The sequence below is a fragment of the Carboxylicivirga marina genome (assembly GCF_016612505.1).
Taxonomy (GTDB): Bacteria; Bacteroidota; Bacteroidia; order Bacteroidales; family Marinilabiliaceae; genus Carboxylicivirga; species Carboxylicivirga marina.
In genome coordinates this window covers 19,005-42,520 of record NZ_JAENRR010000010.1, presented here as the reverse complement: position 1 = coordinate 42,520, position 23,516 = coordinate 19,005, and the positions used below count along the sequence as shown (strand labels likewise).

The 23,516-nt window shown below is 38.1% G+C and carries 20 protein-coding genes; 12 read left to right on the top strand and 8 right to left on the bottom strand.

Going from position 1 to position 23,516, the window contains the following annotated elements:
• Nucleotides 1-64: 64 nt before the first annotated feature.
• From JIV24_RS06190 to JIV24_RS06170, 5 genes are all read left to right on the top strand, one after another.
• Nucleotides 65-1,504, top strand: a complete 1,440-nt coding sequence (locus tag JIV24_RS06190) for a B12-binding domain-containing radical SAM protein (RefSeq protein WP_200464152.1) — start codon at nucleotides 65-67, stop codon at nucleotides 1,502-1,504.
• On the top strand, nucleotides 1,504-2,274 hold the full coding sequence (locus tag JIV24_RS06185; protein ID WP_200464151.1) for a glycosyltransferase family 2 protein: 771 nt from the start codon (nucleotides 1,504-1,506) through the stop codon (nucleotides 2,272-2,274). Before JIV24_RS06190 ends, JIV24_RS06185 begins: the two co-directional genes overlap by 1 nt.
• Nucleotides 2,275-2,370: 96 nt before the next feature.
• Nucleotides 2,371-3,966 (top strand): PD40 domain-containing protein, encoded by a 1,596-nt coding sequence (locus tag JIV24_RS06180; RefSeq protein WP_200464150.1) that lies wholly within the window; start codon nucleotides 2,371-2,373, stop codon nucleotides 3,964-3,966.
• A gap of 131 nt (nucleotides 3,967-4,097) precedes the next feature.
• Nucleotides 4,098-6,014, top strand: a complete 1,917-nt coding sequence (locus tag JIV24_RS06175) for a PD40 domain-containing protein (protein WP_200464149.1) — start codon at nucleotides 4,098-4,100, stop codon at nucleotides 6,012-6,014.
• On the top strand, nucleotides 6,014-6,526 hold the full coding sequence (locus JIV24_RS06170; protein WP_234445726.1) for a GNAT family N-acetyltransferase: 513 nt from the start codon (nucleotides 6,014-6,016) through the stop codon (nucleotides 6,524-6,526). Before JIV24_RS06175 ends, JIV24_RS06170 begins: the two co-directional genes overlap by 1 nt.
• A 20-nt stretch (nucleotides 6,527-6,546) precedes the next feature.
• Here the strand turns inward: JIV24_RS06170 and JIV24_RS06165 are convergent, their stop codons facing one another.
• The gene (locus JIV24_RS06165) at nucleotides 6,547-7,002 is read right to left on the bottom strand and encodes a type I restriction enzyme HsdR N-terminal domain-containing protein (protein ID WP_200464208.1); all 456 of its coding nucleotides are present in this window, start codon (nucleotides 7,000-7,002) and stop codon (nucleotides 6,547-6,549) included.
• Between the two features lie 138 nt (nucleotides 7,003-7,140).
• On the opposite strand from JIV24_RS06165, the gene JIV24_RS06160 reads away from it, so the two are divergent.
• The 5 genes from JIV24_RS06160 (at nucleotide 7,141) to JIV24_RS06140 (ending at nucleotide 11,015) form a co-directional block, all read left to right on the top strand.
• Nucleotides 7,141-7,917: an AMP nucleosidase gene (locus tag JIV24_RS06160; RefSeq protein ID WP_200464148.1), complete on the top strand. Its 777-nt coding sequence runs from the start codon at nucleotides 7,141-7,143 to the stop codon at nucleotides 7,915-7,917.
• 11 nt (nucleotides 7,918-7,928) lie between these two features.
• On the top strand, nucleotides 7,929-8,930 hold the full coding sequence (gene holA, locus JIV24_RS06155; RefSeq protein WP_200464147.1) for a DNA polymerase III subunit delta: 1,002 nt from the start codon (nucleotides 7,929-7,931) through the stop codon (nucleotides 8,928-8,930).
• Between the two features lie 96 nt (nucleotides 8,931-9,026).
• Nucleotides 9,027-9,638: a rhomboid family intramembrane serine protease gene (locus JIV24_RS06150; RefSeq protein WP_200464146.1), complete on the top strand. Its 612-nt coding sequence runs from the start codon at nucleotides 9,027-9,029 to the stop codon at nucleotides 9,636-9,638.
• Nucleotide 9,639: 1 nt separating this feature from the next.
• Nucleotides 9,640-10,137: a D-glycero-alpha-D-manno-heptose-1,7-bisphosphate 7-phosphatase gene (locus JIV24_RS06145; RefSeq protein WP_200464145.1), complete on the top strand. Its 498-nt coding sequence runs from the start codon at nucleotides 9,640-9,642 to the stop codon at nucleotides 10,135-10,137.
• Nucleotides 10,137-11,015 (top strand): aminotransferase class IV, encoded by an 879-nt coding sequence (locus tag JIV24_RS06140; protein WP_200464144.1) that lies wholly within the window; start codon nucleotides 10,137-10,139, stop codon nucleotides 11,013-11,015. The genes JIV24_RS06145 and JIV24_RS06140 overlap by 1 nt, the downstream gene beginning before the upstream one ends.
• Here JIV24_RS06140 and JIV24_RS06135 read toward each other — a convergent pair.
• Nucleotides 10,984-11,577 carry a YqgE/AlgH family protein gene (locus tag JIV24_RS06135; protein WP_200464143.1) on the bottom strand — a complete coding sequence of 198 codons (594 nt, stop codon included), beginning with the start codon at nucleotides 11,575-11,577 and terminating at the stop codon, nucleotides 10,984-10,986. The genes JIV24_RS06140 and JIV24_RS06135 overlap by 32 nt on opposite strands.
• Before the next feature lie 334 nt (nucleotides 11,578-11,911).
• Between JIV24_RS06135 and JIV24_RS06130 the strand changes: the two genes are divergently transcribed.
• Nucleotides 11,912-13,831: a Na+/H+ antiporter NhaC family protein gene (locus JIV24_RS06130; protein ID WP_234445725.1), complete on the top strand. Its 1,920-nt coding sequence runs from the start codon at nucleotides 11,912-11,914 to the stop codon at nucleotides 13,829-13,831.
• A 66-nt stretch (nucleotides 13,832-13,897) separates the two neighbouring features.
• Here JIV24_RS06130 and JIV24_RS06125 read toward each other — a convergent pair whose 3' ends face one another.
• On the bottom strand, nucleotides 13,898-16,321 hold the full coding sequence (locus JIV24_RS06125; RefSeq protein ID WP_200464141.1) for an alpha-ketoacid dehydrogenase subunit alpha/beta: 2,424 nt from the start codon (nucleotides 16,319-16,321) through the stop codon (nucleotides 13,898-13,900).
• 302 nt (nucleotides 16,322-16,623) lie between these two features.
• On the opposite strand from JIV24_RS06125, the gene JIV24_RS06120 reads away from it, so the two are divergent.
• Nucleotides 16,624-16,866: a hypothetical protein gene (locus tag JIV24_RS06120; RefSeq protein ID WP_200464140.1), complete on the top strand. Its 243-nt coding sequence runs from the start codon at nucleotides 16,624-16,626 to the stop codon at nucleotides 16,864-16,866.
• A gap of 140 nt (nucleotides 16,867-17,006) precedes the next feature.
• Here the strand turns inward: JIV24_RS06120 and JIV24_RS06115 are convergent, their stop codons facing one another.
• The 5 genes from JIV24_RS06115 to JIV24_RS06095 all read right to left on the bottom strand — a co-directional run bounded on the left by JIV24_RS06115 (nucleotide 17,007) and on the right by JIV24_RS06095 (nucleotide 23,512).
• The gene (locus tag JIV24_RS06115; protein ID WP_200464139.1) at nucleotides 17,007-18,140 is read right to left on the bottom strand and encodes a hypothetical protein; all 1,134 of its coding nucleotides are present in this window, start codon (nucleotides 18,138-18,140) and stop codon (nucleotides 17,007-17,009) included.
• Nucleotides 18,141-18,210: 70 nt separating this feature from the next.
• Entirely contained in the window at nucleotides 18,211-19,218 is a 1,008-nt protein-coding gene (locus JIV24_RS06110; RefSeq protein WP_200464138.1) for an FAD:protein FMN transferase, read from the bottom strand.
• A gap of 304 nt (nucleotides 19,219-19,522) precedes the next feature.
• Nucleotides 19,523-20,116: a lysine exporter LysO family protein gene (locus JIV24_RS06105; protein ID WP_200464137.1), complete on the bottom strand. Its 594-nt coding sequence runs from the start codon at nucleotides 20,114-20,116 to the stop codon at nucleotides 19,523-19,525.
• Entirely contained in the window at nucleotides 20,113-20,379 is a 267-nt protein-coding gene (locus JIV24_RS06100) for a LysO family transporter (RefSeq protein ID WP_200464136.1), read from the bottom strand. The genes JIV24_RS06105 and JIV24_RS06100 overlap by 4 nt, the downstream gene beginning before the upstream one ends.
• Nucleotides 20,380-20,392: 13 nt before the next feature.
• Complete coding sequence (locus JIV24_RS06095; RefSeq protein WP_200464135.1) at nucleotides 20,393-23,512, bottom strand: glycoside hydrolase family 2 TIM barrel-domain containing protein; 3,120 nt, start codon at nucleotides 23,510-23,512, stop codon at nucleotides 20,393-20,395.
• Between the last annotated feature and the right edge of the window lie 4 nt (nucleotides 23,513-23,516).

The following is a 23,516-nucleotide window of genomic DNA, read 5'->3' as shown; positions in this document are numbered from 1 at the left end:
CTTACACAATAAAATACTTTAATATCTGTTTTATGTATTAAGTATTAAAAAGACGTTTATTTCAATGCAAATATCATTTATAGTCCCCCCTTCTTTTGATGACAACATGCCAGCCGAACGCTCAGCAGGTTGCACGAGAATGGTTTACCCCATGCCGAATATTTATGAACTGACCATTGCAGCAATATTCGAAAAAGAAAACTACAAGGTTGATTACTTTGATTTTGTAATAAAGAATGCAACTCCAACTGAATTTGAAGATAAAATCAAAACCCTTAGCGCTGATATTTTCTGTTTTTGGAGCGTTAACTTATCTATAGAAACAGATACTGAAGCATTCTCTGTTATAAGAAAATACCACCCGAATGCCTGGATTCTTTTTATGGGCCCGGCAGGAACATATTTTACTGACAAATTACTCTTTGACAAACAAACCATCATTGTTAGAGGCGAGCCTGATTTTAGTGTACTCCAAGTTGTAAAAGCAATAGAAGACAATACACCATTATCAGAGGTTAAAGGTATATCATACTTATCGATTGATAATGAAATCAAAAAAAACCAGACTCAGACATTAATTAAAAATCTGGATGACTTACCTTTTCCTGCAAGACATCATATCGAAAGTGTCACATATAGAAATCCTAAACTAAAGCGCTCTCCTTATACTTCGGTAGTCACATCCCGAAACTGTCCTTTCCAATGTATATATTGCGTACCCAGCTCGTTGACTTTCGCTCGCGAAATAGAGTCTAAGGATAGTAAAGGAAGTAAACCCCCCATTTATTTCAGAACACCTGAAAATGTAGAATCAGAACTAAAACTGTTAGCTGAAAAGGGATACAAAAGCATTGCATTTGTTGATGATAATTTCATCTTTAATACCAATCGACTAAGAGCCATCGTAGATGCTTTAAATAAATATGATTTCCATTGGGGTTGTCAGGCCAGAGCTGACGCCATAGATGAAGAAACAGCTCAGATTTTGGGTAATTCAAAATGCGATTACATCGATCTTGGTGTTGAATCATTTAACGATGAAATATTGAAATTTATTCGAAAAGGATTAAACCGAGAGCAAATATACAATGCGATTAAATTACTTAATAAATACAAGGTTCCGGTCAAACTGAATATTTTAATTGGCACTAGTCCCTTAGAATCTAAAGAAACTATTAAGGAAACTATACGAGAAGCCAAAAAACTAAAGGTAAGCCAGATAATGTTCAATATCGTATCTCCCTTCCCTGGTACTAAGTTTTATTCAATAGCTAAAGAAAACGGTTGGTTAAAGGAAGGCGAATATCGACCAACAGATGTGCAACGACACTCTATTCTTGAATACCCACATATAAGTGCTGAAGAAATGGAAAGAATTTTATTCAAATCGAATTTGCTTTTCTTCTTGCGCTCTTCCATTATTTGGAGGCATATTAAAGAATTTAGATCATTAAAAGACTTAACTAGTGCTTTTAAAGCACTTAAAATCAAATTTTTTGGCTAATGTCATTAAGCATTATCATTCTGACATATAACTCAGAACTCTGTATTCAACCCTGCCTTGAATCAGTTTTGAATGAGTGTTCTTCCATGCAATCAGAAATTATTGTAGTTGATAATAACTCTTCTGATTCTACAAAGGAAATTATTGTCAAAAAATTCCCCACTGTAAAGCTGATCCAAAACTGCACCAACCAAGGAGTTGCTAAGGCTCGTAACATTGGCATTCAATATTCGAGCGGTGAATACATTCTTATTCTTGATGATGATGTTATTGTACAAAACAACTCTATTAAAATGCTTCTTAACTTCATTAAAAATAATGAAAACACAGGTGTGGTGGGGCCTCAATTGGAAAACCCCGATGGTTCCATACAATATAATGGATTAGAAGTTCCTACATTTAAAAACAAACTCAAAAGGGTTTTAAACAAATTACTCCAACTACATCGCCCTAACAAATATGAAAAACAAATACTTACTAAAGAAGCATATCAACCAGGCTATTTAATTGGAGCAGTTCAACTTACCAAAAGAAGCATATTCAATAGAGTTGGTTTACTTGATGAAAAAATATTCTACGGTCCGGAAGATGCCGATTTTTGCATGAGGGTTAGAGCGTCGAATTTTGATATTGTCTGCCTGCCTAATGCAAGAATGACACATTCATACCAAAGACGCTCCTATCAAATTACACAATTACCAACTCTATTCAAACACTTTAAGGCACTATTGTATTTTTGGAAAAAACATCACATCACTATATTTGACTAAGTGTCAAACACCTTTATCCCCAATTCATTTGTCTGTCAGCAATGATTTTTGCATTTTTAATGCGAAGTATTTTAGCCGTTGACAAATAACCTCATCATGATAAGAAATCTATTGATTCTTCTTTTTTGCTGTTTTTTTATAATTGCCGAGGCATCGCGAAAAAAGCCACGTAAAAAAGATTTTGTCCCCATTGAAAACCTGATGCAAGCCGATGATTATCTGAAAGCATCAGAATTAATCGATAAACTACAAAAAAAGTATCCTGAAGATTCGTATTTGTATTTATTAGAAGGCATTTGTCTTTTAAATATCGACGGAAAAACAAAAGAAGCTATCCAACCATTATTATTGGCCCAAGAGCATTACGGCCTTTATTCTAAGAAAAACAACAATGCCATTGAGGCCAATTATTACCTGGGTCTGGCATACCATTTAAACTATCAGTTTGAAGATGCCCTAGATCTTTTTACGCAATTGCAAGATACAATTCCCGCTAAACGAGAATCCATACATCAGCAATTAAAGCAGCAGATTGATTACTGCGAGAATGCCATTTCACTCAAGCAAGATCCGGTCGATTTCAGAATTACCAACTTGGGACAAGCCATCAATTCTGAATACGATGAACATAGCCCAATTATTTCAGGTGATGAGAACCTATTGATGTTTACATCCAATAAACAAGGCCATAGTAAGCAAGGCAAAAGCACTCTTTTATATCCTGAAGATATTTATTCAAGCAAATGGCGCGATGGAGCCTGGCTACCCGCAACAAATGTTGGCAACTCAATCAACACAAGTGGATATGATGCCACGTGCAGCCTTAGTTCCGATGGTAAAACCATGATTTTGTACCGGAATAATGGAAATGGGGATTTATACATCTCAAAGCTTAGTAACGATAAATGGGGAAAACCGGTAAAGTTACCCAAGCCTATAAATTCTCCTCACGAAGAGTCTCATGCCGGCTTATCGATAGATGGTAATTCCATTGTTTTTACAAGCGATCGCCCAGGAGGCGTTGGCAACAAAGATATTTACATGGCACATAAGTTGCCTAATGGCGACTGGGGTAAAGTGACTTTATTGAACGAAAAAGTTAATACTCCATTTAATGAAGAAAGTCCCTTTTTATCGCACGATGGACAAACGATATTTTTTGCATCTGAAGGTCATAATTCGATGGGTGGATTTGATATATTCATGTCAGAAAAAGATATTAACGGACAGTGGCAGGAAGCCATTAACATCGGCTATCCGATAAACACGCCTGGTGACGACTTATTCTACATTCCTACCTTCGATGGTCAGAGAGTTTATTTTGCATCTGAAAGAAACGGTGGATATGGCCGATCTGATATATACATCATTGAATTTCCAGAGTCAGATGAACGTTCTTTAGCTGTTGTTTCGGGCTTTTTATTTACTGAATCCGGCTTAACTTCAGATAGTTCAACCATTTCCATTATAAATAAAGTAAGTGGCGAATTAGTAGGTACCTACAAACCTCAGACTCATTCAGGCAAATACACCATGATATTATCAACTGGAGTGCAGTACATCATGACCATTGAAACTCCAGGCAAGGTTAGTATTTCAAAGGAGGTTATTATCCCATATAGAGCCAACTATAAATCAAAAACAAGAGCCAGTTACCTTGATCCAATGGTCATAAAAAATGAAAGCGATTAATATACAATGGCAGCACATCTGTCATTAGAAGTAATACATTCATAAAAAAGTGAATAACATCGGGCATTAGCTACACTTTTTTAACTATTTTGCGAAGTCAATTTTAAACCAAACATTAAGTACTATAAGGCATGTTACAACCGAACGCACTAATCGTTGCACTATTACTGTTTATCACTCAAATTGCTTCGGCACAATCTGACACAAAAGTTGATAATAAGAAATTCAATGAAGCTGTTAAATTAGCAGATGATAAAGCCTTTGGAGAAGCCATCCAATTATTTTCTGAGATACTGGAAAATGATCCTCAAAACATACCAGCATTATACAATATTGGTAATTGTTACCTTAATACGTCGGACGGACCTGATACGGCCATTGTGTACTTCCAGGAAGCCTACGACTTACTTCAGGAAGATGAGAAAATTGGAGATGTTGGTGTTGACATACAGCTATCGATTGGTAAATCTCATCAATACTTATTAGAACACGAAAAAGCAATTACTGAGTATGAAGAGCTAATTGCCATTTTACCTGCCGAAGATGAATTATTGCGTTTGGAAGCCTTGCGTGAAATTGAAGTATGTGAAAATGCTATTGAACTCATGCAATCACCTGTAACCTTAAAGGTTAAAAACCTTGGGCCTACCATTAATTCAAAATACGATGATCACAGTCCGATGATTTCGGCCGATCAAAGCATGTTATTCTTCACATCTCGACGGGCATCCAGTTATAGCGAATTGTTATTTGACGGACAGTATGCTGAGCGTATTTATTCATCTTCGAAAGAAGAAGCAGAATGGAAAAAGGCTAAATCGCTGCAGGAATTATTCAATAAACCGGGACACGAAGCGGGTGTTGCTCTATCGGCACAAGCAACTGAATTGATTATTTATCGTCACGACGTTGATGGTGCTAACCTTTATGTAAGCTCCTATGATGGTTCGACATGGAGTGAGCCTGTAAAAATGAGAAGCCCGATTAATACGAAATACGAAGAAACACATGCTACAGCAACGGCTGATAAAAAAACATTGTACTTTACAAGTAATCGCCCAGGAGGCCTTGGTGGTTATGACATCTATCGAGTTAGAGAATTGCCCAATGGCGAATTAGGCAAAGCTGAAAACATGGCTGCCTTCAATACGCCTTACGATGAGGAAACACCAGTACTTCACCCCAATGGCAAAGTCATGTATTTTAGTTCTGAAGGTCATAACTCAATGGGACAATTTGACATCTTTTACAGTGTCATGGACGATGAAGGTAATTGGGGACCAGTCCAAAACATGGGTTACCCAATTAACACACCTGATGATGATTTCTTCTTTGTTCCGACCACTACCCCGAACATTGCGTACTATGCTTCGGCAAGATACGACGACAACTATGGTGGGTCAGACCTTTATTTGATTGAATATGAAGAGCCAGAAATTAATCGCCTGGCTGTTATCAAAGGTTGTATTAACGCTACTGATGATGCCCCAATCGAGAATGTGGATATTAAAGTAACACGCCAGGGAGAAAACGAAGTGATTGGTCATTACAAGCCTCATCCTGGGACCGGCAAATACATTCTTATACTTGAAGCTGATGGTAAATATAACATTGAGTATTCTGGTGAAGGTTTTGATGGTCAATCAAAAACCATTGATGTAACGCGAGAGATGACCTACAAGGGCACTAGCCAGACTAGTAATCTTGATGACGTGATGATGATAGCTGTAGCAGAACCAGAGCCTGAAGCAACAGAATCAGAAAATGTGTACGATACATCAGATGGTATTCCTTATTATACAGTGCAAATTCTATCTCTTAAAAAGCCAATTACGACATACGATATATTTGTTGACTTAGAACACGAGCAAATTACTGAATACAAATGTAACGATGGTTTCTACCGTTATTCGTATGGAGCTTTCAAAGGGTTTAAAGCAGCATTAAAAGGTAAAGACAAAGTGTTACAAACCGGTTTGTGGTTAGATAGCTTTGTTAGAAACATTGAGCAATATAATAACTTGACAGAAGACACACCTGCAGAATAATGGCAAAAGAAGAACTGGTATTAAGAGCTCTTGAACCAGAAGATATAGACCTGCTATATAAGTGGGAAAATGATATGAAGATATGGGAGGTGAGCAATACGCTCACCCCTTTTTCTAAGCACCAACTTGTAAAATACATTGAGCAATCGCAGCTGGATGTATTCCAAACCAAACAACTCCGATTGATCATCGAATTGGAAGTATCAAAACAAGTAGTTGGTATGATTGATCTTTTTGATTTTGATGCCTTCCATCAACGAGGTGGTGTTGGTATCATTATTCACCAGGATTATCGCCAAAAGGGTTATGCTTTTGAAGCACTTCAACTCTTTACCCAGTATTGTTTTAACAATCTGGCTCTCAACCAGCTTTATGCCAATATTTCAATCAACAATAATGCGAGTATTGCCCTTTTCGAGAAAATTGGTTTTGAAAGAATTGGCATCAAAAGAAAGTGGCGTAAAACAAAGGATGGTTTTGTCGACGAGTGTATGTATCAGATGCTAAAATAAGCTCCATTCGAAGCTATAAATTAACCATACAGCTCTTCGGCTCGCGGAATGACTTTAAGCAACTCATAATTCCCCTCTTCATCCAATAATTGAGCACAATAGTGTTGCAAGCCATTGGTAACAATCAGGTAATCTACATTTAACCTGGTATTATAGCGTGCCGCCTGATTAAACACCGCGCGGCTAACATTCACTTCTGGTGCTTTACATTCAACAATAACTCTGGCACAACCCTTTTTATCATACAACACAATATCGGCCCGTTGACTCAGACCATTTACCTTAACAAGCATTTCAACCGCTATTAAACCGGCCGAATAGCCTAATCCGCTCATCAGATAATGAATAAAATGTTGCCGCACCCACTCTTCAGGTGTTAAAACCACATATTTTTTTCGAACCTCATCAAATATTTGAAGCTTACCTCCTGATTGTTTCGTCCTGAACTTTACAGGCGGCAGATTAAGCGTTTGCATGCTCCCCTTTTTTTCAACAAAATAAATCAATTTCATTAGAAAAACTTACCTTAGCATGAAGAATAAAACCCTATTTGTGCACTTTATTCTACAGTGTCTGCCACTGAACTTTTGCACTTAACCTTAAAATTTATCTAGATGAAAACCAAAAAAGAAATTGTAGACAATTGGTTACCCCGTTATACCGAAAGGCCACTTAAAGACTTCACTCCCTATATTCTATTGACCAATTTTAATCATTACGTCGAGCTATTCTCAGAATGGTTTGATGCACCAATTTTGGGTAAAAATGGTAACATGCCTAATTGCAGTGCCAACGGCATTACCATAATTAACTTTGGTATGGGAAGTCCTAATGCGGCAACCATGATGGATTTATTAAGTGCTATTTCACCTAAAGCTGTACTATTTTTAGGCAAATGTGGTGGCTTAAAGAAAAAGAATGAACTGGGTGACTTTGTACTTCCTATTGCGGCCATTAGAAGCGATGGTACCTCTGATGATTATTTACCACCTGAGATACCGGCCTTGCCAGCCTTTAGTTTGCAGCGCGCCGTTTCAAGTGCCATACGTGACAATGAACTGGATTACTGGACAGGAACAGTGTTTACAACGAATAAGCGTGTGTGGGAATACGACGAACGATTCAAAAAATATTTGGAAAAAACACGAGCGATGGCTATTGATATGGAAACAGCTACTATTTTTACAGTCGGATTTTGCAATCACATACCAACTGGTGCTTTATTACTTGTTTCAGACCAGCCGATGATCTCAACAGGCGTTAAAACATCGGCCAGCGATAAGGTAGTTACTGAGAACTATGTTGAAAAGCACATACAACTAGGTATCAAAGCCCTATCAACCATTATGAACAATGGCAAATCGGTGAAGCACCTGCAGTTTGAAAGTTAAGAGATACATAAATGACCTTTGAGCAAATATTACAAGAGTTAAAACAAAAAACCTATCGTCCGATTTATTTTTTAATGGGCGATGAAGGCTATTTTATTGATGAAATTACTAATTACATTGCCAATAATGTATTAACAGAACAAGAGAAAGGCTTTAACCAAACAGTATTGTATGGCAAAGATGTGGATACAACGGAAGTTATCCATGCCGCCCGACGCTTCCCGATGATGTCACAACATCAGGTTATTATTGTAAAAGAAGCTCAAAACATACCTAAGATTGAAGATTTGGAGGTTTATGCTAATAACCCGCTAACATCAACTATTTTAGTCATTAACTATCGCTATAAGACACTCGACAAGCGTAAGAAATTCTATAAAAGCGTTGCCAAAAACGGTGTTTTATTTGAAGCCAAGAAGCTATATGACAACCAAGTACCTCAATGGATTAGCAATTATTTAAAATCTAAAGGTAAATCTATAGAACCGAAAGCTTCTGCTTTGTTGACTGAGTTTTTGGGTAGCGACCTATCAAAAATATCACATGAACTCGATAAGCTTGAATTAGCCATTGGCAGTTCTGTACAGCAAATAAATTCGGGCCATATCGAGAAAAATATTGGCGTAAGTAAAGACTACAATAATTTTGAACTTCAAAAAGCTGTTTTAAACAAAGATGTCGCAAGAGCCAATAAAATAATTCTTGCTTTTGGCAAAAATCCAAAGGCCTATCCTATTCAGATGACCACAGTTACGCTGTTTGGGTATTTTCAAAAACTATTGGCTTTTTATTACTTGCCCGATAAATCCAAAAACGCTGTAGCTTCTGCTTTAAAAATTAATCCTTTCTTTGTGGCCGATTACACAACCGGAGCACGAAATTATCCTGCTCGAAAGGTCGTTCAAATCATTAGTTTGATTCGTGAGTATGATATGAAATCCAAAGGTTTTGGGAGTTCAACAACCGAATCGGGAGAGCTATTGAAAGAATTAGTTTTTAAAATAATGCATTAGCTTTTATTATTATTAATGATAAATGATTAATAATCAATAGCAACCAGCACCTAAAGTTGGACATTAATCATTATTCACTAACAATTAATCATTATCATGGATATTTCATTTATCATTATAATCGTGATTGTTTTGGTTAGTATCGCTGGCTTTAACCAGGCAGAGCTAATCTACAAGTACCAATTTAACGCCTGGCAAATTAAAAACCGCAAAGAGTACATTCGATGGATTAGCCATGGTTTTTTTCATGGCAGTTGGATGCACCTATTTATTAACATGTTCGTTTTGTGGTCATTTGGCAGACCTGTTCGGATGTACTTCATGCAAAGTTTACCTGGCAATAGCAGTATTGTATTCCTGTTTTTCTTTTTTTCGGCTATTGTGATATCAAGTATATACTCTTACCTTAAAGAGAAAAATAATTATAACTATAATGCAATTGGTGCTTCAGGCGCTGTGTCGGCAGTTGTTTTTGCCAGCATTCTATACGATCCATTTCGCATCATTTACTTGTATTTTATTCCAATTCCCGGCATATTATTAGGTATTGGATATTTAATCTATTCGCGAGTAATGGCAGAGCGTAATGCTGACAACATTGGTCATGATGCCCATTTTTGGGGAGCTGTATATGGATTTGTATTTCCGATACTTCTTAACCCATCATTATTAGTGCGTTTTTTTAAAGAGTTATTATCAATTTTCTAATATGAAGAATAAAGCAGTATTTATCGACCGAGATGGTGTTATTAACAATGACGAAGGCCATTATTACATTTATAAAGTGAAGGATTTCAAACTAAATCCAGGCATTATTGAAGGATTACAAACCTTGCAGGATGCCGGTTACAAACTGTTTGTAATAACTAACCAAAGTGGCGTTGCCAAAGGTGAATATACCGAAGATGATGTTGAAATAATCCATGGTCACTTCCTTCAAATGATGTTCGATAATGATATTCGTATTACTGATATATATTATTGTCCGCATCATGATTCGGTTGAAGACTGCGACTGTCGCAAGCCTAAACCAGGCATGATTGAGCAAGCCATTGACGAGCACCAAATTGACAAAAAAGCGTCTTATTTAATTGGTGATTCCGACAGAGATATTGAAGCAGGTAATGCAGCCAGTTTAAAAGAATGTTTTAAAGTGGAAAAAAACAGCTCCATCGTTTCTGTGTGCCAAAACATTGCCAAGCTTTAATGAACGAAAGCCTTTACATATTACTTAACGGCAATCGAATATCTGGCGACAAAGCCATTTTTAAGGCCAGCAATCGGGCCTTCAAATTTGGTGATGCCCTATTTGAAACCATTCGCTGTATGCATCAGAAGCCAATGTGGTTTCACGACCATTATCAACGGCTCATAAATGGTATGAGCTTACTAAAAATGGATATCAAAAGCTTGCCGCCTGCATCAATTATTGAGGAGCAAATCACCTCATTAATCCAGAAAAACAAATTATTTGGAGATGTCAGAACAAGGCTCACCATCTTTCGCGAAGATGGTGGCCTGTACACTCCACTGAGTAATAAAATAAACTACCTCATAGAAGTATCTCCCCTGTCAAGTAATGGCTACCAGCTCAACCCTAAAGGTTTATTGCTTGACATTTATGAGGAAGAAAGAAAACCAACAAATCGATGGTGCCATTATAAGTCGGCCAATGCTTTATTGTTTGTTATGGCTGGCTTGTTCAAACAAGAACAGAAAAAGGATGATGTCTTAATTGTGAATACTAACAATCAAATTATAGAAGGACTGGCTTCCAACCTGTTCTGGATAAAAGATAATATTATTTTCACTCCCATGCGTTCGAGTGCTTGTGTGGATGGTATAATGCGCAAGCAACTTATACGGATATTACGAGAGCATCAGTATGTTGTGCAGGAAGTTAGCGGCACTAATTATGACACTTTGCATCAGGCTGATGAAATATTCTTAAGCAATGCTATTCAGGGCATTCAATGGGTAGTAGGATTAAAAGATAAACGCTATTACTGTAAGCTCAGTAAGGCTATCAGTCGCTTACTGAATGAAGATGCCTCTAGTTATATGTCGGATTTTCAGGAAAATTAGTCCAGGCCTTATATACATCTCCTAAGTTCTCCATAGCTTGTTTCCAGATATGGTCAATATCATCATTCATCACTAAGTCATCGTCTACATCAGCAACTATCCACGATTCCTCTTCAATTTCATTTTCTAATTGTCCCGGTGACCAACCAGAATATCCTGCAAAAAATTTGACTTGGGTATGATCGGCAACTCCAGTATTTATCAAGTCCTTAATAACCTCAAAATCTCCTCCCCAATATAAGTTATCTGTTATCTTCACCGAATCAGGCACTTTATCACCCAAGCTGTGAATAAAATATAAAGTATTGGAAGCAACAGGCCCGCCAACATAGAGCTCACCTTTAAAATTAAATAAGTCCTCAATGACTTCATCAGGATATAACTCCGATGATTTATTTAGCACAAAGCCCACAGCTCCTTCTTCCCCATGCTCGGTCAGTATTACAATTGAACGATTAAAGTAAGGACCTTGAAGAAATGGTTCTGCAATCAATATTCGTCCCCTGGCTGGTTTCAAACCCGGCTTCTGGCCTTTAAATATGTCAAAATCTAAACTTTTCATATCTAAAACATCTTGTTTAAATGTAACACTTTTAATTAAAGGTTGTACACCTCACTTTGTTCTTTCCTCAATAAAAACAGGCTATTCGCCAAAAGAAACAGCAATTTAACACGCTCATTTTCTAATAATTGTGCTTATGAAAATTAACCTTTAATTTTTCTTCAAGCCCAATTCAATCACCATTAGAGCACTCATTTTTTATTAAATGATTGAATTTCAATACAAATTCTATAGCATTATTATCAGGAATTGTATTATTAATATTATTAACTTGGATGCTTTCTTCTGTTCAAATACAGATGGAGCATTATTTATAAGTCATACTGTCTACCCAATGAATCGTAAGCAATTTCAAGCATTTATTTATCTTCTGATTTCATTTTTATTTACCTCAACTATTGCAGGTTACGCCAATGATTTTAAGCAGGAACACTTGGTTTTACCACCTGCCATCATGAAAAATATTGAAACTACAATCCAGATAAAAGGCGGCCATTCATCGGATTTCATCGAACCAATTTTACTTATCAATGGCATTAAAAAAGAATTAGACAGTAATGAAAACGGATTGTTTATTAAATACACCTTTAGTGAAAAAACTGAACTCCAACTAATTCAGCAAAACCATATTGAACGAAGAGATATCACACCAATTCCTCTATGGTTATCGATTTTACCGCCTTTAATCGCCATACTAATGGCACTTATAACCAAAGAGGTTTTTTCATCCTTATTTATTGGACTATTAATTGGCACAACAGTCATCTATAAATATTCGGGCATTGGCTTTTTTGTCGCCATATTCAAGGGTGCCTTTGCTATTATTGACACCTATTTAATGCAAGCTCTTTTAAGTCACGAGCATTTATCAATTATTATTTTTAGCATGCTCATTGGGGGAATGGTGACACTCATCTCACTCAATGGTGGCATGAGAGGTATCGTCAATATCTTGTCCAGATATGCTAATAATCGGCGTTCGGGGCAGATGATTACTTATTTGATGGGCTTGTTAATTTTCTTTGATGATTATGCCAACACATTGGTTGTGGGTAACACCATGCGCCCTGTGACAGATAAACTGAAAATATCAAGGGAAAAGCTCGCCTATCTTGTGGATTCAACCTCAGCTCCCATTGCTGCAATTGCTTTTATTACTACCTGGATTGGTGCCGAGCTAAGCTACATTCAACAAGGAATTGCCGAAATTGGGCTTGATGCTTCTGCCTATTCAGTATTTCTTCAATCGCTTAAGTACTCCTTTTATCCTTTGTTAACTTTATTATTTGTGCCCTTGCTCATTTGGCAGAAACGTGATTTTGGTCCGATGCTCAAAGCTGAAAAACAAGCCATACAAGCAAAGCCAGGCGATTTTGATAAAAAGAAACGGTCGCCACAAATAATGAAGGAATTGGAATTAGCCGATGATGTTATACCTCGCTGGTTTAATGCTGCTATTCCAGTACTAATTGTAGTCATTGGCACACTTGCCGGCCTTATTTATACAGGTTGGGACGTAAATGTATGGGGAAATTCATCTCTTAATTTTACCACTAAATTGTCTCAAACAATAGGCGATGCAGATGTTTTTAACGCGCTTATCTGGTCATCACTGGCAGGTGTATTTGCTGCTTTAATACTTACAACTTCACAACGCATCCTAAACCTAAAAGAAAGCATTGAAGGACTGATAAATGGTTTTAAAACCATGTTTCATGCCATACTTATTTTGTCACTTGCGTGGTCTTTGGCTTTATTGACAGACCATTTGCATACAGCTGAGTTTATAACCGGTCTATTAACGGCCATCAACATTAGCCCGCAATTTATACCTGCACTAACCTTTGTGTTTGCAGCAGCCATTGCTTTTAGTACTGGTTCCAGCTGGGGTACAATGGCCATTATCTATCCATTGATTTTACCAGCCATCTGGAAAATTGGATTAGAAGCAGGCATGAATACCGAAGAAATTCTGCCCTTGTTTTACAATGCTGTCTCTTGTGTTTTAGCGGGATCGGTTTTAGGCGATCACTGCTCTCCTATATCTGATACGACCATATTAAGTTCACTGGCTTGTTCGTGTAACCATATTTACCATGTCAGAACTCAAATGCCATACGCTTTATTGGTTGGAAGTACGGCCGTAATTGTTGGCACGCTTCCATCGGCCTTTGGCTTTCCAGTTATACTATCCTACTTATTAGCTGCTGGTATTTTACTGGCCTTTATCCGCTTAAAAGGAAAATTAATCTAAAAAAGAAAGCTATCAGCAAACAGAAAATCGCTGATAGCTTTTTTTATCATTATCATATCAGAGCGACTAATAAATCGCAGGGAAACGCATCGGTTCCGACTCTGCCATTAGCGCATAAATGGCCTCATACACATCTTCCGCATTTGGGTTACTAAAATAATCCCCATCTGTTCCATAGGCTGGTCGATGATCTTTGGCTGTCACTGTTTTTGGCGACGCATCGAGGTGGTAAAAGCCTCCATGCTCTTCAACTACCTTGTGCATCATATATGCAGTTGCACCTCCCGGTACATCTTCATCAAAGAATACCACGCGATTTGTTTTCTTAATTGATTCAAGGATTGCTTTATTGATATCAAATGGCAATAGTGTTTGAACATCAATCAGTTCAACCGAAATACCAATTTCAGCCAATTGTTTTACTGCATCTTCGGCAATGCGCACACAGGAACCATAAGTAACCAATGTGACATCCTTACCTTCAGTGATAATCTCTGGTATACCTAATGGCACTTTGAATTCGCCAATATTTGAAGGCCTTTCTTCGCGCAAGCGGTAGCCATTTAAGGGCTCAATAACCAAAGCCGGATCATCGGCTGCCAATAGTGTATTGTAGAAACCTGCAGCTCGTGTCATATCTCGTGGCACACATACATAAACACCACGAATTGAATTAATAACCATGCTCAATGGTGAACCACTGTGCCAGATACCTTCTAATCGGTGACCGCGAGTGCGCACAATAACCGGTGCTTTCTGCCCATTTTTAGTACGATAGCGTGTTGTTGCCAAGTCATCGCTCATCGTTTGCAAGGCATACAATAAATAATCAAAATATTGAATTTCAGCAATCGGACGAAGCCCGCGTAGAGCCATTCCAATTCCTTTACCTAAGATGGTGGTTTCACGTATGCCTGTATCTCTAATTCGCAATTCGCCATACTTGGCCTGCATCCCTTCAAGCGTCTGATTAACACCTCCTAAAAAGCCCGTATCTTCACCAAAAGTAACCACCTTGGGATTTGTTGCGAAAATATGATCGAAGTTATCACGTAATATCTCACGACCTGGCACCTTTGTTGATTCTTCATCAAAAACAGGCTGCACAGGTGTGACCTTCAGGGCTGAATGATCATCTTCGCTATACAGCCACTTGCTGTAATTCTCCCAACCTTCATCAAAGTATTTTTTAACCCATGCCTTAAGCTGCGATTTCATCGTATCAGGCTTTTCGCAGGCAGCACAGTAATGGCGTAGCACTTTGCGCGCAGCACTCAGAATTTCTTTTCTGTTTAAGGATAAACTCGATTTCAATTCAGCCACAATGGCATCAATTTTATCTTGCTTTATCTCACTACACACACAATTTTTACGGGTAATATTATCCAACAGCTCCTTACGCTCAGCTTTAAAAGCTTCATTAAACTCTTTAAAAGCCTCTTTTTGCGCCGTTCTGACCTCAAGTGCTGATTCCTCTTCTATCGTATCCAATTCTTCAACAGATGCCAAATTACTATCAATCATCCATTGACGCATTTGCACTAAGCCATCGTAATCTTTTTCCCACTGCAAACGCTCTTCAGATTTATAACGTTCGTGAGATCCACTGGTTGAATGGCCTACCGGTTGCGTTAACTCTTCAACATGAAACAAAACAGGAACATGTTCTTCACGGCATCGCTTTATACCTTTTTCATACATCTGGCAAAGGCCTGCATAATCCCAGCCCTTGGCTGTATAAATTAACATCCCGGTTTTATCTTTGGCACCTTTTTCAAAGCCATTCATGGCTTTACTGATGCTTTCTTTGGTTGTTTGGAACTTCTTGGGTACTGAAATACCATAACCATCGTCCCACACCGAAACGGCCATTGGTATTTGTAATACTCCGGCAGCATTGAGCGTTTCAAAAAAGTGCCCCTCCGATGTACTGGCATCACCAATTGTTCCGAAGGCTACTTCGTTGCCATTAATACTAAACTGGTCAAATTGTTTTAATTCAGGATTATTACGATACAGCTTAGAGGCCATTGCCAAACCAACCAAACGCGGCATTTGACCAGCTGTAGGTGAAATATCTGACGAAGTACACTTCATATCAGTGAGGCGCTTCCAATTCCCCTGCTCATCAATAATACGCGTACCAAAATGGTTATTAAATGAACGTCCTCCATTATCGGGATTTAATTCTGTTCGTGTTTCTCCATATAATTGGGCAAAAAATTCTTTTGGCGTTGTCATTCCAGCGGCCAAAATAAAGGTTTGATCGCGATAATAACCCGAGCGCCAATCGCCATTTTTAAACTGCTTGGCCATGGCAATCTGGGGGATTTCTTTGCCATCACCAAATATTCCGAATTTTGCTTTTCCTCCAAGCACTTCTTTACGGGCCAATAAGCTCATATTACGGCTTACACATGCAATTTTATAGTCGGTAATTACTTCTTTCTTAAACTCAGTAAAACTGAGTTCACTTTCTTCAACTGACATATAAATGAATTTTTACTGTTTTTAGTTGCTTCGACACAAATCTAACGAGAATGTCTCATATTTTATTGGGCATCTATCAAACATATGAAAGAGGTGGTTTGTTTGCCTTATAAACTGAGATGATAGAAATTCTAAAACTCAGTTTGAAATAAAGAGCTGATTTACATAGCCTGTTCATATTTTATCGCGTGAATAAAATTTACTGATTATGGAATTCCATCTTCATTTCAATGAAGTTTGATACTGCAAATCAGTTTTGTATAAATTTTAGTAGTTTTGTACCGAATTAAAAAGGAGAAATTATGTGGCCTGTATTATTATTGAGTATTGCATTGATGGGAATCGTTTTTGTGCTGATGGCAATCCGTATTTTATTGCAGAAAAACGGTAAGTTTCCGAATTCTCATATTGGAGGAAATAAGGCTTTAAACGACAAAGGTATTTATTGTGCTACCACACAAGATAAGCTAGCTCGTAAAGAAGCGATTAAAATTAAACCGCTTAAACTGGATGGCGATTTTGAAAGCCAAACAACCAGTTGTTGATTTGAATAATAAAAAGCTGACAAGACTTGACATAAATTAAAAAGAGGTTTTCAAAATTTGAAAACCTCTTTTTAATTCAACTATTTGCACCCAAACCCAACACATATTATTTCGTATATGTCAATTATATAATTGAGCCATTAATCTTCAAGCTCATCACACATTTCTTCACGGTATATTTGCCAAGCCAGTTTGTTAATAACTTGTTTTGACAAGTATAGTTCTTTCATTGATGCGAATAAATCAGCTAAAACCTCCTGAGAATCACCAATTAACTCAGATAGTTGTATTGGGGGTTCATCACTGAGCATTATCTGTAAATCTTTATTCTTATGCATAAACATGCAGTCGATACTTGTTGGCTCTTCACCATCTAATATGATGACATTAACAATGGCATCTTCGCGCAGTTCTCCTCCTTTATATACCACATAAACGAATTTATTATCCTCATCAAGCATTTTTACAATTCGCACATCGCCAACCTGTATTTCGTATTCGAATTGTGGTTTAGGTTTATCATCAACCATATTAATGCTTAACGAAACTTTTTCACTGTATAGAGTGTCACCTTCGGCATTTTCTAAAGAATAACTCAGCATAATAGTATCACCAAATTGTCTAATCACTTTAATAAAGTACTCTTCAGTAAAACCAAACTTTGACGAACTCTTCGTTTTAAAATAGTTACTTCGGGTTTCATTCACCCATAATTCGCCGGCGTATTCCTCATCAACATCAAAACGGGTGGCCAATTCATAATTATGGCCTGTACGCATTTTGTCGGCTTCATATAAAAACTGTGACGTTGTTATTTTAAGATTATTGGTCCATTCTTCCTCTGGATCATATTTAAAAAGCGAAGCCGGCTTTTTTACTTTTTCAAAAGGCAGATGAAGTATCAGAAGATCACTGTCTTCTAACCACTTAAAATACCACTTACAGCCCGCCTTTAATTTTGCAGCACTTTCATCAACATCCTCAACTGGATCATATTCATAAACACCGGCAATATCTTCAAGATAAATGCTATGAGCAGGAGCATCATCTGTAGTTGTAGCTTTTGTAGTTGAAGTTCGATTAAATAATTCATACGCATTTGAAGCCTCAATGGCTTCTACCGCATTATCGATATTTAATGCTGCTTTGTTAACAGCCTCTTCTAAAGAAAGTGATTCAGGATTTTGCTCCGGGCCTTGATTTGATTTCTCACATCCACTAATTAAAATGGCGGCTATTACTAATATCCACCATAAACTTGCAACTTTTTTCATAGGAACTCGGTTTAATTTGGTCTTCAAATTTGATTCATTTTCTCATTGAAGTTGCAAGTTAAAGCGAGATTTAGTGCTTGTCAATAATGAATTTAGAAAAACCTTCGGTCATTTTTATTTCGTAATCTTCATCTTCTCCATCCAATATAAAGTAGGCTTCCAGATCGTTTACCTGTCCAGCTATAACCTTGCTTTTTTCATAACCCAGCACCATAAAAGCTGTGGCGTAAGCATCAGCCGACATGCAATCTGGCGCTAAAACAGAGACGCCAAGCAAGCGATGGTTAACCGGGTAACCCGTAAAAGGACTTATGGTATGTGCGTACTTCTGACCGTCTTTGACATAAAAATTGCGATAATTACCCGATGTGGCCAAGGCAATATCTGAAATAGCAATTATCTCTTGTAACTGACGATTTAAAACTTCTGGATCATCAATGGGTTTATCAATTCCGACACGCCATGCAGAAGCTTTTGGATTGTGACCTTTTACACGCATTTCGCCACCAATTTCCACCATGTAGTTTTTAACATCGAATGACTCTAATACTTCAGCCACAACATCTACGGCAAAGCCTTTAGCAATTGCACTGCCATCAAGCATTATTTGCGGCTTCTCCTTAACGATACGGCCGTTACTCAGACTTAGCATATCCATGCCTACATAATTCATTATTGAATCAATTTGAGCGTCGGTGACACTATCTTTCTTTGAAAAACCAAAGCCCCAGACATTGACCAATGGTGCCACCGTCATATCAAAAGCCCCACCTGTGGCGGCAGTTATCTCTTTTGCCGTATTAAAAACCTTTCTAAAATAGATATCCGTTTCATTAGAGGTGTTACGGTTAATTTTACTAATTACCGACTCTTCTTTATAGGTTGACATGGACCAATCAAATGCATTTAAGGTACTTTGAATGGTATCAGATAAATCTTGGTTGCACTCATAGGTCATGTGATAAATAGTACCAAAAATAAGACCTTCGGTGCGGATGAATTCTTTATTAGGCTGGCAAGACTGAAGTAAAAGTAAAACTACAAATACAAATGCGATTAAAACTTGATATATCTTCATGGATGTATTCTTTTTGGCAAAGGTGAAAAAGCCTGTTGTATTTTCCTAATCAGGAGTGAATATTAAGGTCTTAAAAATGTATACCCTGCTCACAAGGGGAAAGTGTGAGCAGGGCATACATTAATCTGAGTAATGGCATTTAGAAACCCGTTGCAGAACCTACTGAATTATTTTACTGAATTTCTTGTCGTAAATGAAACATGTCACACACGCATCAAGCTCCATATCAAAATAACTTACTGTCAATGACTCAATGTTATGTTTTAGACAAATGATTTACTTAAAAACTTGCTCTGGCCTTTTATTACAATATCATTGGGATAAGAATAGGGACTAGAATGGTTAGTACGATACCACTAAACAGTGCAACAACAGCATACTCTTTTCCTGAAAACTTTGTAATAACCGGCAATGTTGTATCCATTGATGTGGCGCCCGAACTGGCTATTGGTGACATTTTGCCGAATGCCTTGACCAGAACCGGAGCTAACAACAATGACAGTAACTCACGGGAAATATTAGAGAGTAATGCAATAACACCCAATATTGAATCGTAGGTGTTTGATATGATAATACTTGAGAGACTGTAGTAACCAAATCCGGCTCCCACAGCCATTCCTTCTTTAAAAGATTCTGATATAGTCCAGTAAGCAATTCCTGACCCGATGATACTGCCTGCACCAATTGATATCGGCACCAACAACAAGCCCAGGTTGGCTTTTTTCAATATGTTTATTGATGATTCATCCATACCAAGACTCACTCCCACCAAGGCCATAAGGCCATATAATGCATAAGTACTTAAATCATTTTCCAACAATACTTTTGGTGTAAAATTGTATATGGACAATAAACACCCCACAACAAAAAACATTACGGTAATCAGTGTTCCTTTCATACTTTAAAAAATTGACGATAAACAATGTATGATAAAGCTATACTTCCAGCTATGCCTCCAAAGGTTAACACCACAGCCTTTCCTCCAATCACATGAATGTTATCTATCACTTGCTGATTGGCACCAATTGAGATACCCAAAAAAAGTAACAATACCCATATCATTACAGTGATACTTTTCTCTACTCCACTTCGCCAATTGCTGTTTTTCCGCAATAGGAAGCCTAGCAGAATCCCTCCGCCTAAAAATAACAAGGTCTCCATATTCGTTAATCGCTTACTTATTATATGTGTATTTTACTTGCTTTAATGTTTCACTCGCATTAGCCGGACTTAGTCGGAAACCAAATGAATAGTTACCTGCCGGAACTCTATATTGCGGATGCGCCTGTGCACGCCATCCCCAGGTTGTATCGCCACCTACACCCATGTGTTTGTGATCAAGACAAACCGTGATGCGTTCACCTGGTTCAATATCTGTACCATGCGCCATCTGACGCTGTCCTTCATGCTCAAGTTCAGAAAAATCGAACTGCTGAACATTGAAAGCCAAAGGATCGTCTGCAACAACAAGTATCCCTTCACCTGCCTGGTTAGTTAACGTGAACCAGCTAACATCTTCTTTCAGTCCCGTTTCCTGTGGGCGTACATATGGATAATACTGCTCCCATACCTTGCCATTATAAACACCTTTTTTCATGCCTGATTTTCGGTCGGCATAACTTTCCAGAGGCCCACGACCATACCATTGCAGATTATCATATTCGGCTGATATTTTAAACATCAACCCAATACGGGGCAGTTCTGGCAGTGATGAATTTATAGAATAATCAGCACTTACATTGATATCTCCACTTTCAAATATCTGATAGTTAGTCATTACATACGAACTGTCCTGACTTAAAACCTGCTTCACGCTCAGTTCAACCCAATCGTCCATTGTTGTTACTTTTGTATCAACAGCCTGCCACGTTGTGGTTTTCCATGACGCACACTTAAGGTTCATGCCCCAGGCTAAATCATTCTCGGTTGGCGCTCGCCAGAAACTGGGTTGCAAAGAAGCCTCCAGCATGTTTTTACCAGCTACCTGCCATTGAATCATTTCACCTGTTTGCTTATCAAACACCAGCTTAGTTGATTTATTGGCAATGGTAATCAGTCCTTTTTTATCGCTTACCTTATAATTCGACTTGGTCGGATTGGTAATTTCTTTCTCAAAAGTCTTGATTGCAAACTGATCCCAACCCATTTCATGCCCTTGTGCGACAAGCGCAACTGCCTTCTTATTGTGCATATAAAAAGTGATTAAGTACTCACCACTTGTTTGCTCTGGTAAGTCACCATAATCAACAGAAAAATCTGCGCTTGCTTGCGGATCGACCTGAGGCATTTCAATACGCTTCGTTTGCAATACCTCATCGTAATAAGAGATGGTATAACTTATGTCATAATCATCCGTTCCAATAAAATTAAATCGGTTCCACAGCTTAAATTTACCTTTTGAGGCATCAACTGCTTTTACTTGCAATGGCTGATACACCTTTTTAACCTCATAAATATGAGGGTTAGGCTTACGATCGCTGGTCACTAAACCATTGGCACAAAATGACGAATCGTTGCTGATTCCTACATAACCCAAGTCTCCTCCATAGGCATAGTAAGGCTTGCCATCATGATCTTCTCGAGTAAAAGTCTGATCAGCCCAATCCCATATAAAGCCACCTTGAAGACTTGGCTCACTATCAATTAAATCCCAGTATCCTTGCAAGTTACCAACTGAATTCCCCATTGCATGCGCATATTCACACAAAATGTAAGGCTTGGTGTAATCGCCTTCAATGTACTCGCGCATCCAGTCAATGGTGGCATACATGGGTGCTGTAATATCGGTATGATCTTTTGAACGTGCCTGCTCATACTGAACCGGGCGCGATTGGTCTCGAGACTTAATCCAGCCATAGGTCTGTTCGAAATTACTGCCATCACCAGCCTCATTACCTAACGACCACATAATGATGCTCGGCTGATTTTTAGTACGCTCCAACATGCGCTGAGTACGATTTAAATGCGTAGCTAACCAAGCAGTATCTTTTGCTAATGACTCTTCGCCATACCCCATGCCGTGTGATTCTATATTGGCCTCATCAACTACGTATAGTCCATATTCATCGCACAATTCATACCAGCGAGCCAAGTTAGGATAATGTGATGCACGCACAGCATTGAGGTTATATTCCTGCATCAAGCGTATATCCTTTATCATGTCTTCCTCACTTAAGATATTTCCGTTTATAGCAGAGTGTTCATGCCGGTTAACACCACGAATGGTCACGGGCTGACCGTTAACCAATAATTGGCGGTTTTTAATTTCTGAAGTTCGAAAACCAATACGACGTACAGTTGACTCCAGCGCATTCCTTTTTGCATCGTATAAAGTCAGGCGTAAAGAATAGAGGTTTGGTGTCTCTGCTGTCCATTTTTTAACATTAGGGATAACTTGCTCCAATGACAAGTTAATTTGTTTTTGTGTTCCTTTTACTACTTGTTTGCCAGAAGCTACAAGGGTATTGCCATCAAACAATTCCATGTGCACCTGCAGCTTTTCTTTATTAGTACGATTTAACTCCACATCAACATTGAGTGTGCCATCGGTGTAATTATTATTTAAGCCAGCATGCACAAAAAAGTCGCGCATATGATTAGGTGTACGAGCTACTAAATACACATCGCGTTCTATACCACTCATCTTCCACATATCCTGATCTTCAAGATATGAACCACTGCAAAAACGATACAGCTCAACGGCCAGGTCATTTTCACCTTTTTGAAGGTATTCGGTAATATCAAATTCCATTGGCGTTTTCGAGCCTTCACCATAACCTACTTTTTGCCCATTCACCCATAAGTACATAGCCGAATTAACCGCACCAAAGTGAATAATTATATGCTGCCTATCCCACGATTGCGGAATTGTAAACTTACGCTTGTAGGAACCAACCGGATTATGGTCAACGGGTACAAACGGAGGATTAGGTTCAAAAGGATAAGGTACATCGGTATAGATTGGCGCCGAATAACCTTGCAACTCGATATTGGCTGGCACTTTCATATTATCCCAATTACTAACATCATAATTGGGTTGGTAAAAGTTTTTTGGTCGTTTTGTTGGCGCCACCGACCAGTTGAATTTCCAAGTTCCGTTTAATGATTGATAGCGGTCTGAGCCCTGCCATCCCTTCGCAAATGCGTCATCAGGATTGTCATAAACATAAAAAATAGCATGAGGAGCCAACATGTTAATGGCGAACACATTTGAGTCTTCCCAATCGTGCATTTTTTGCCCCTGGCTCATCTGAACCATTCCGAGCAATAATATAATCGATAGTAATTGATTCATCATT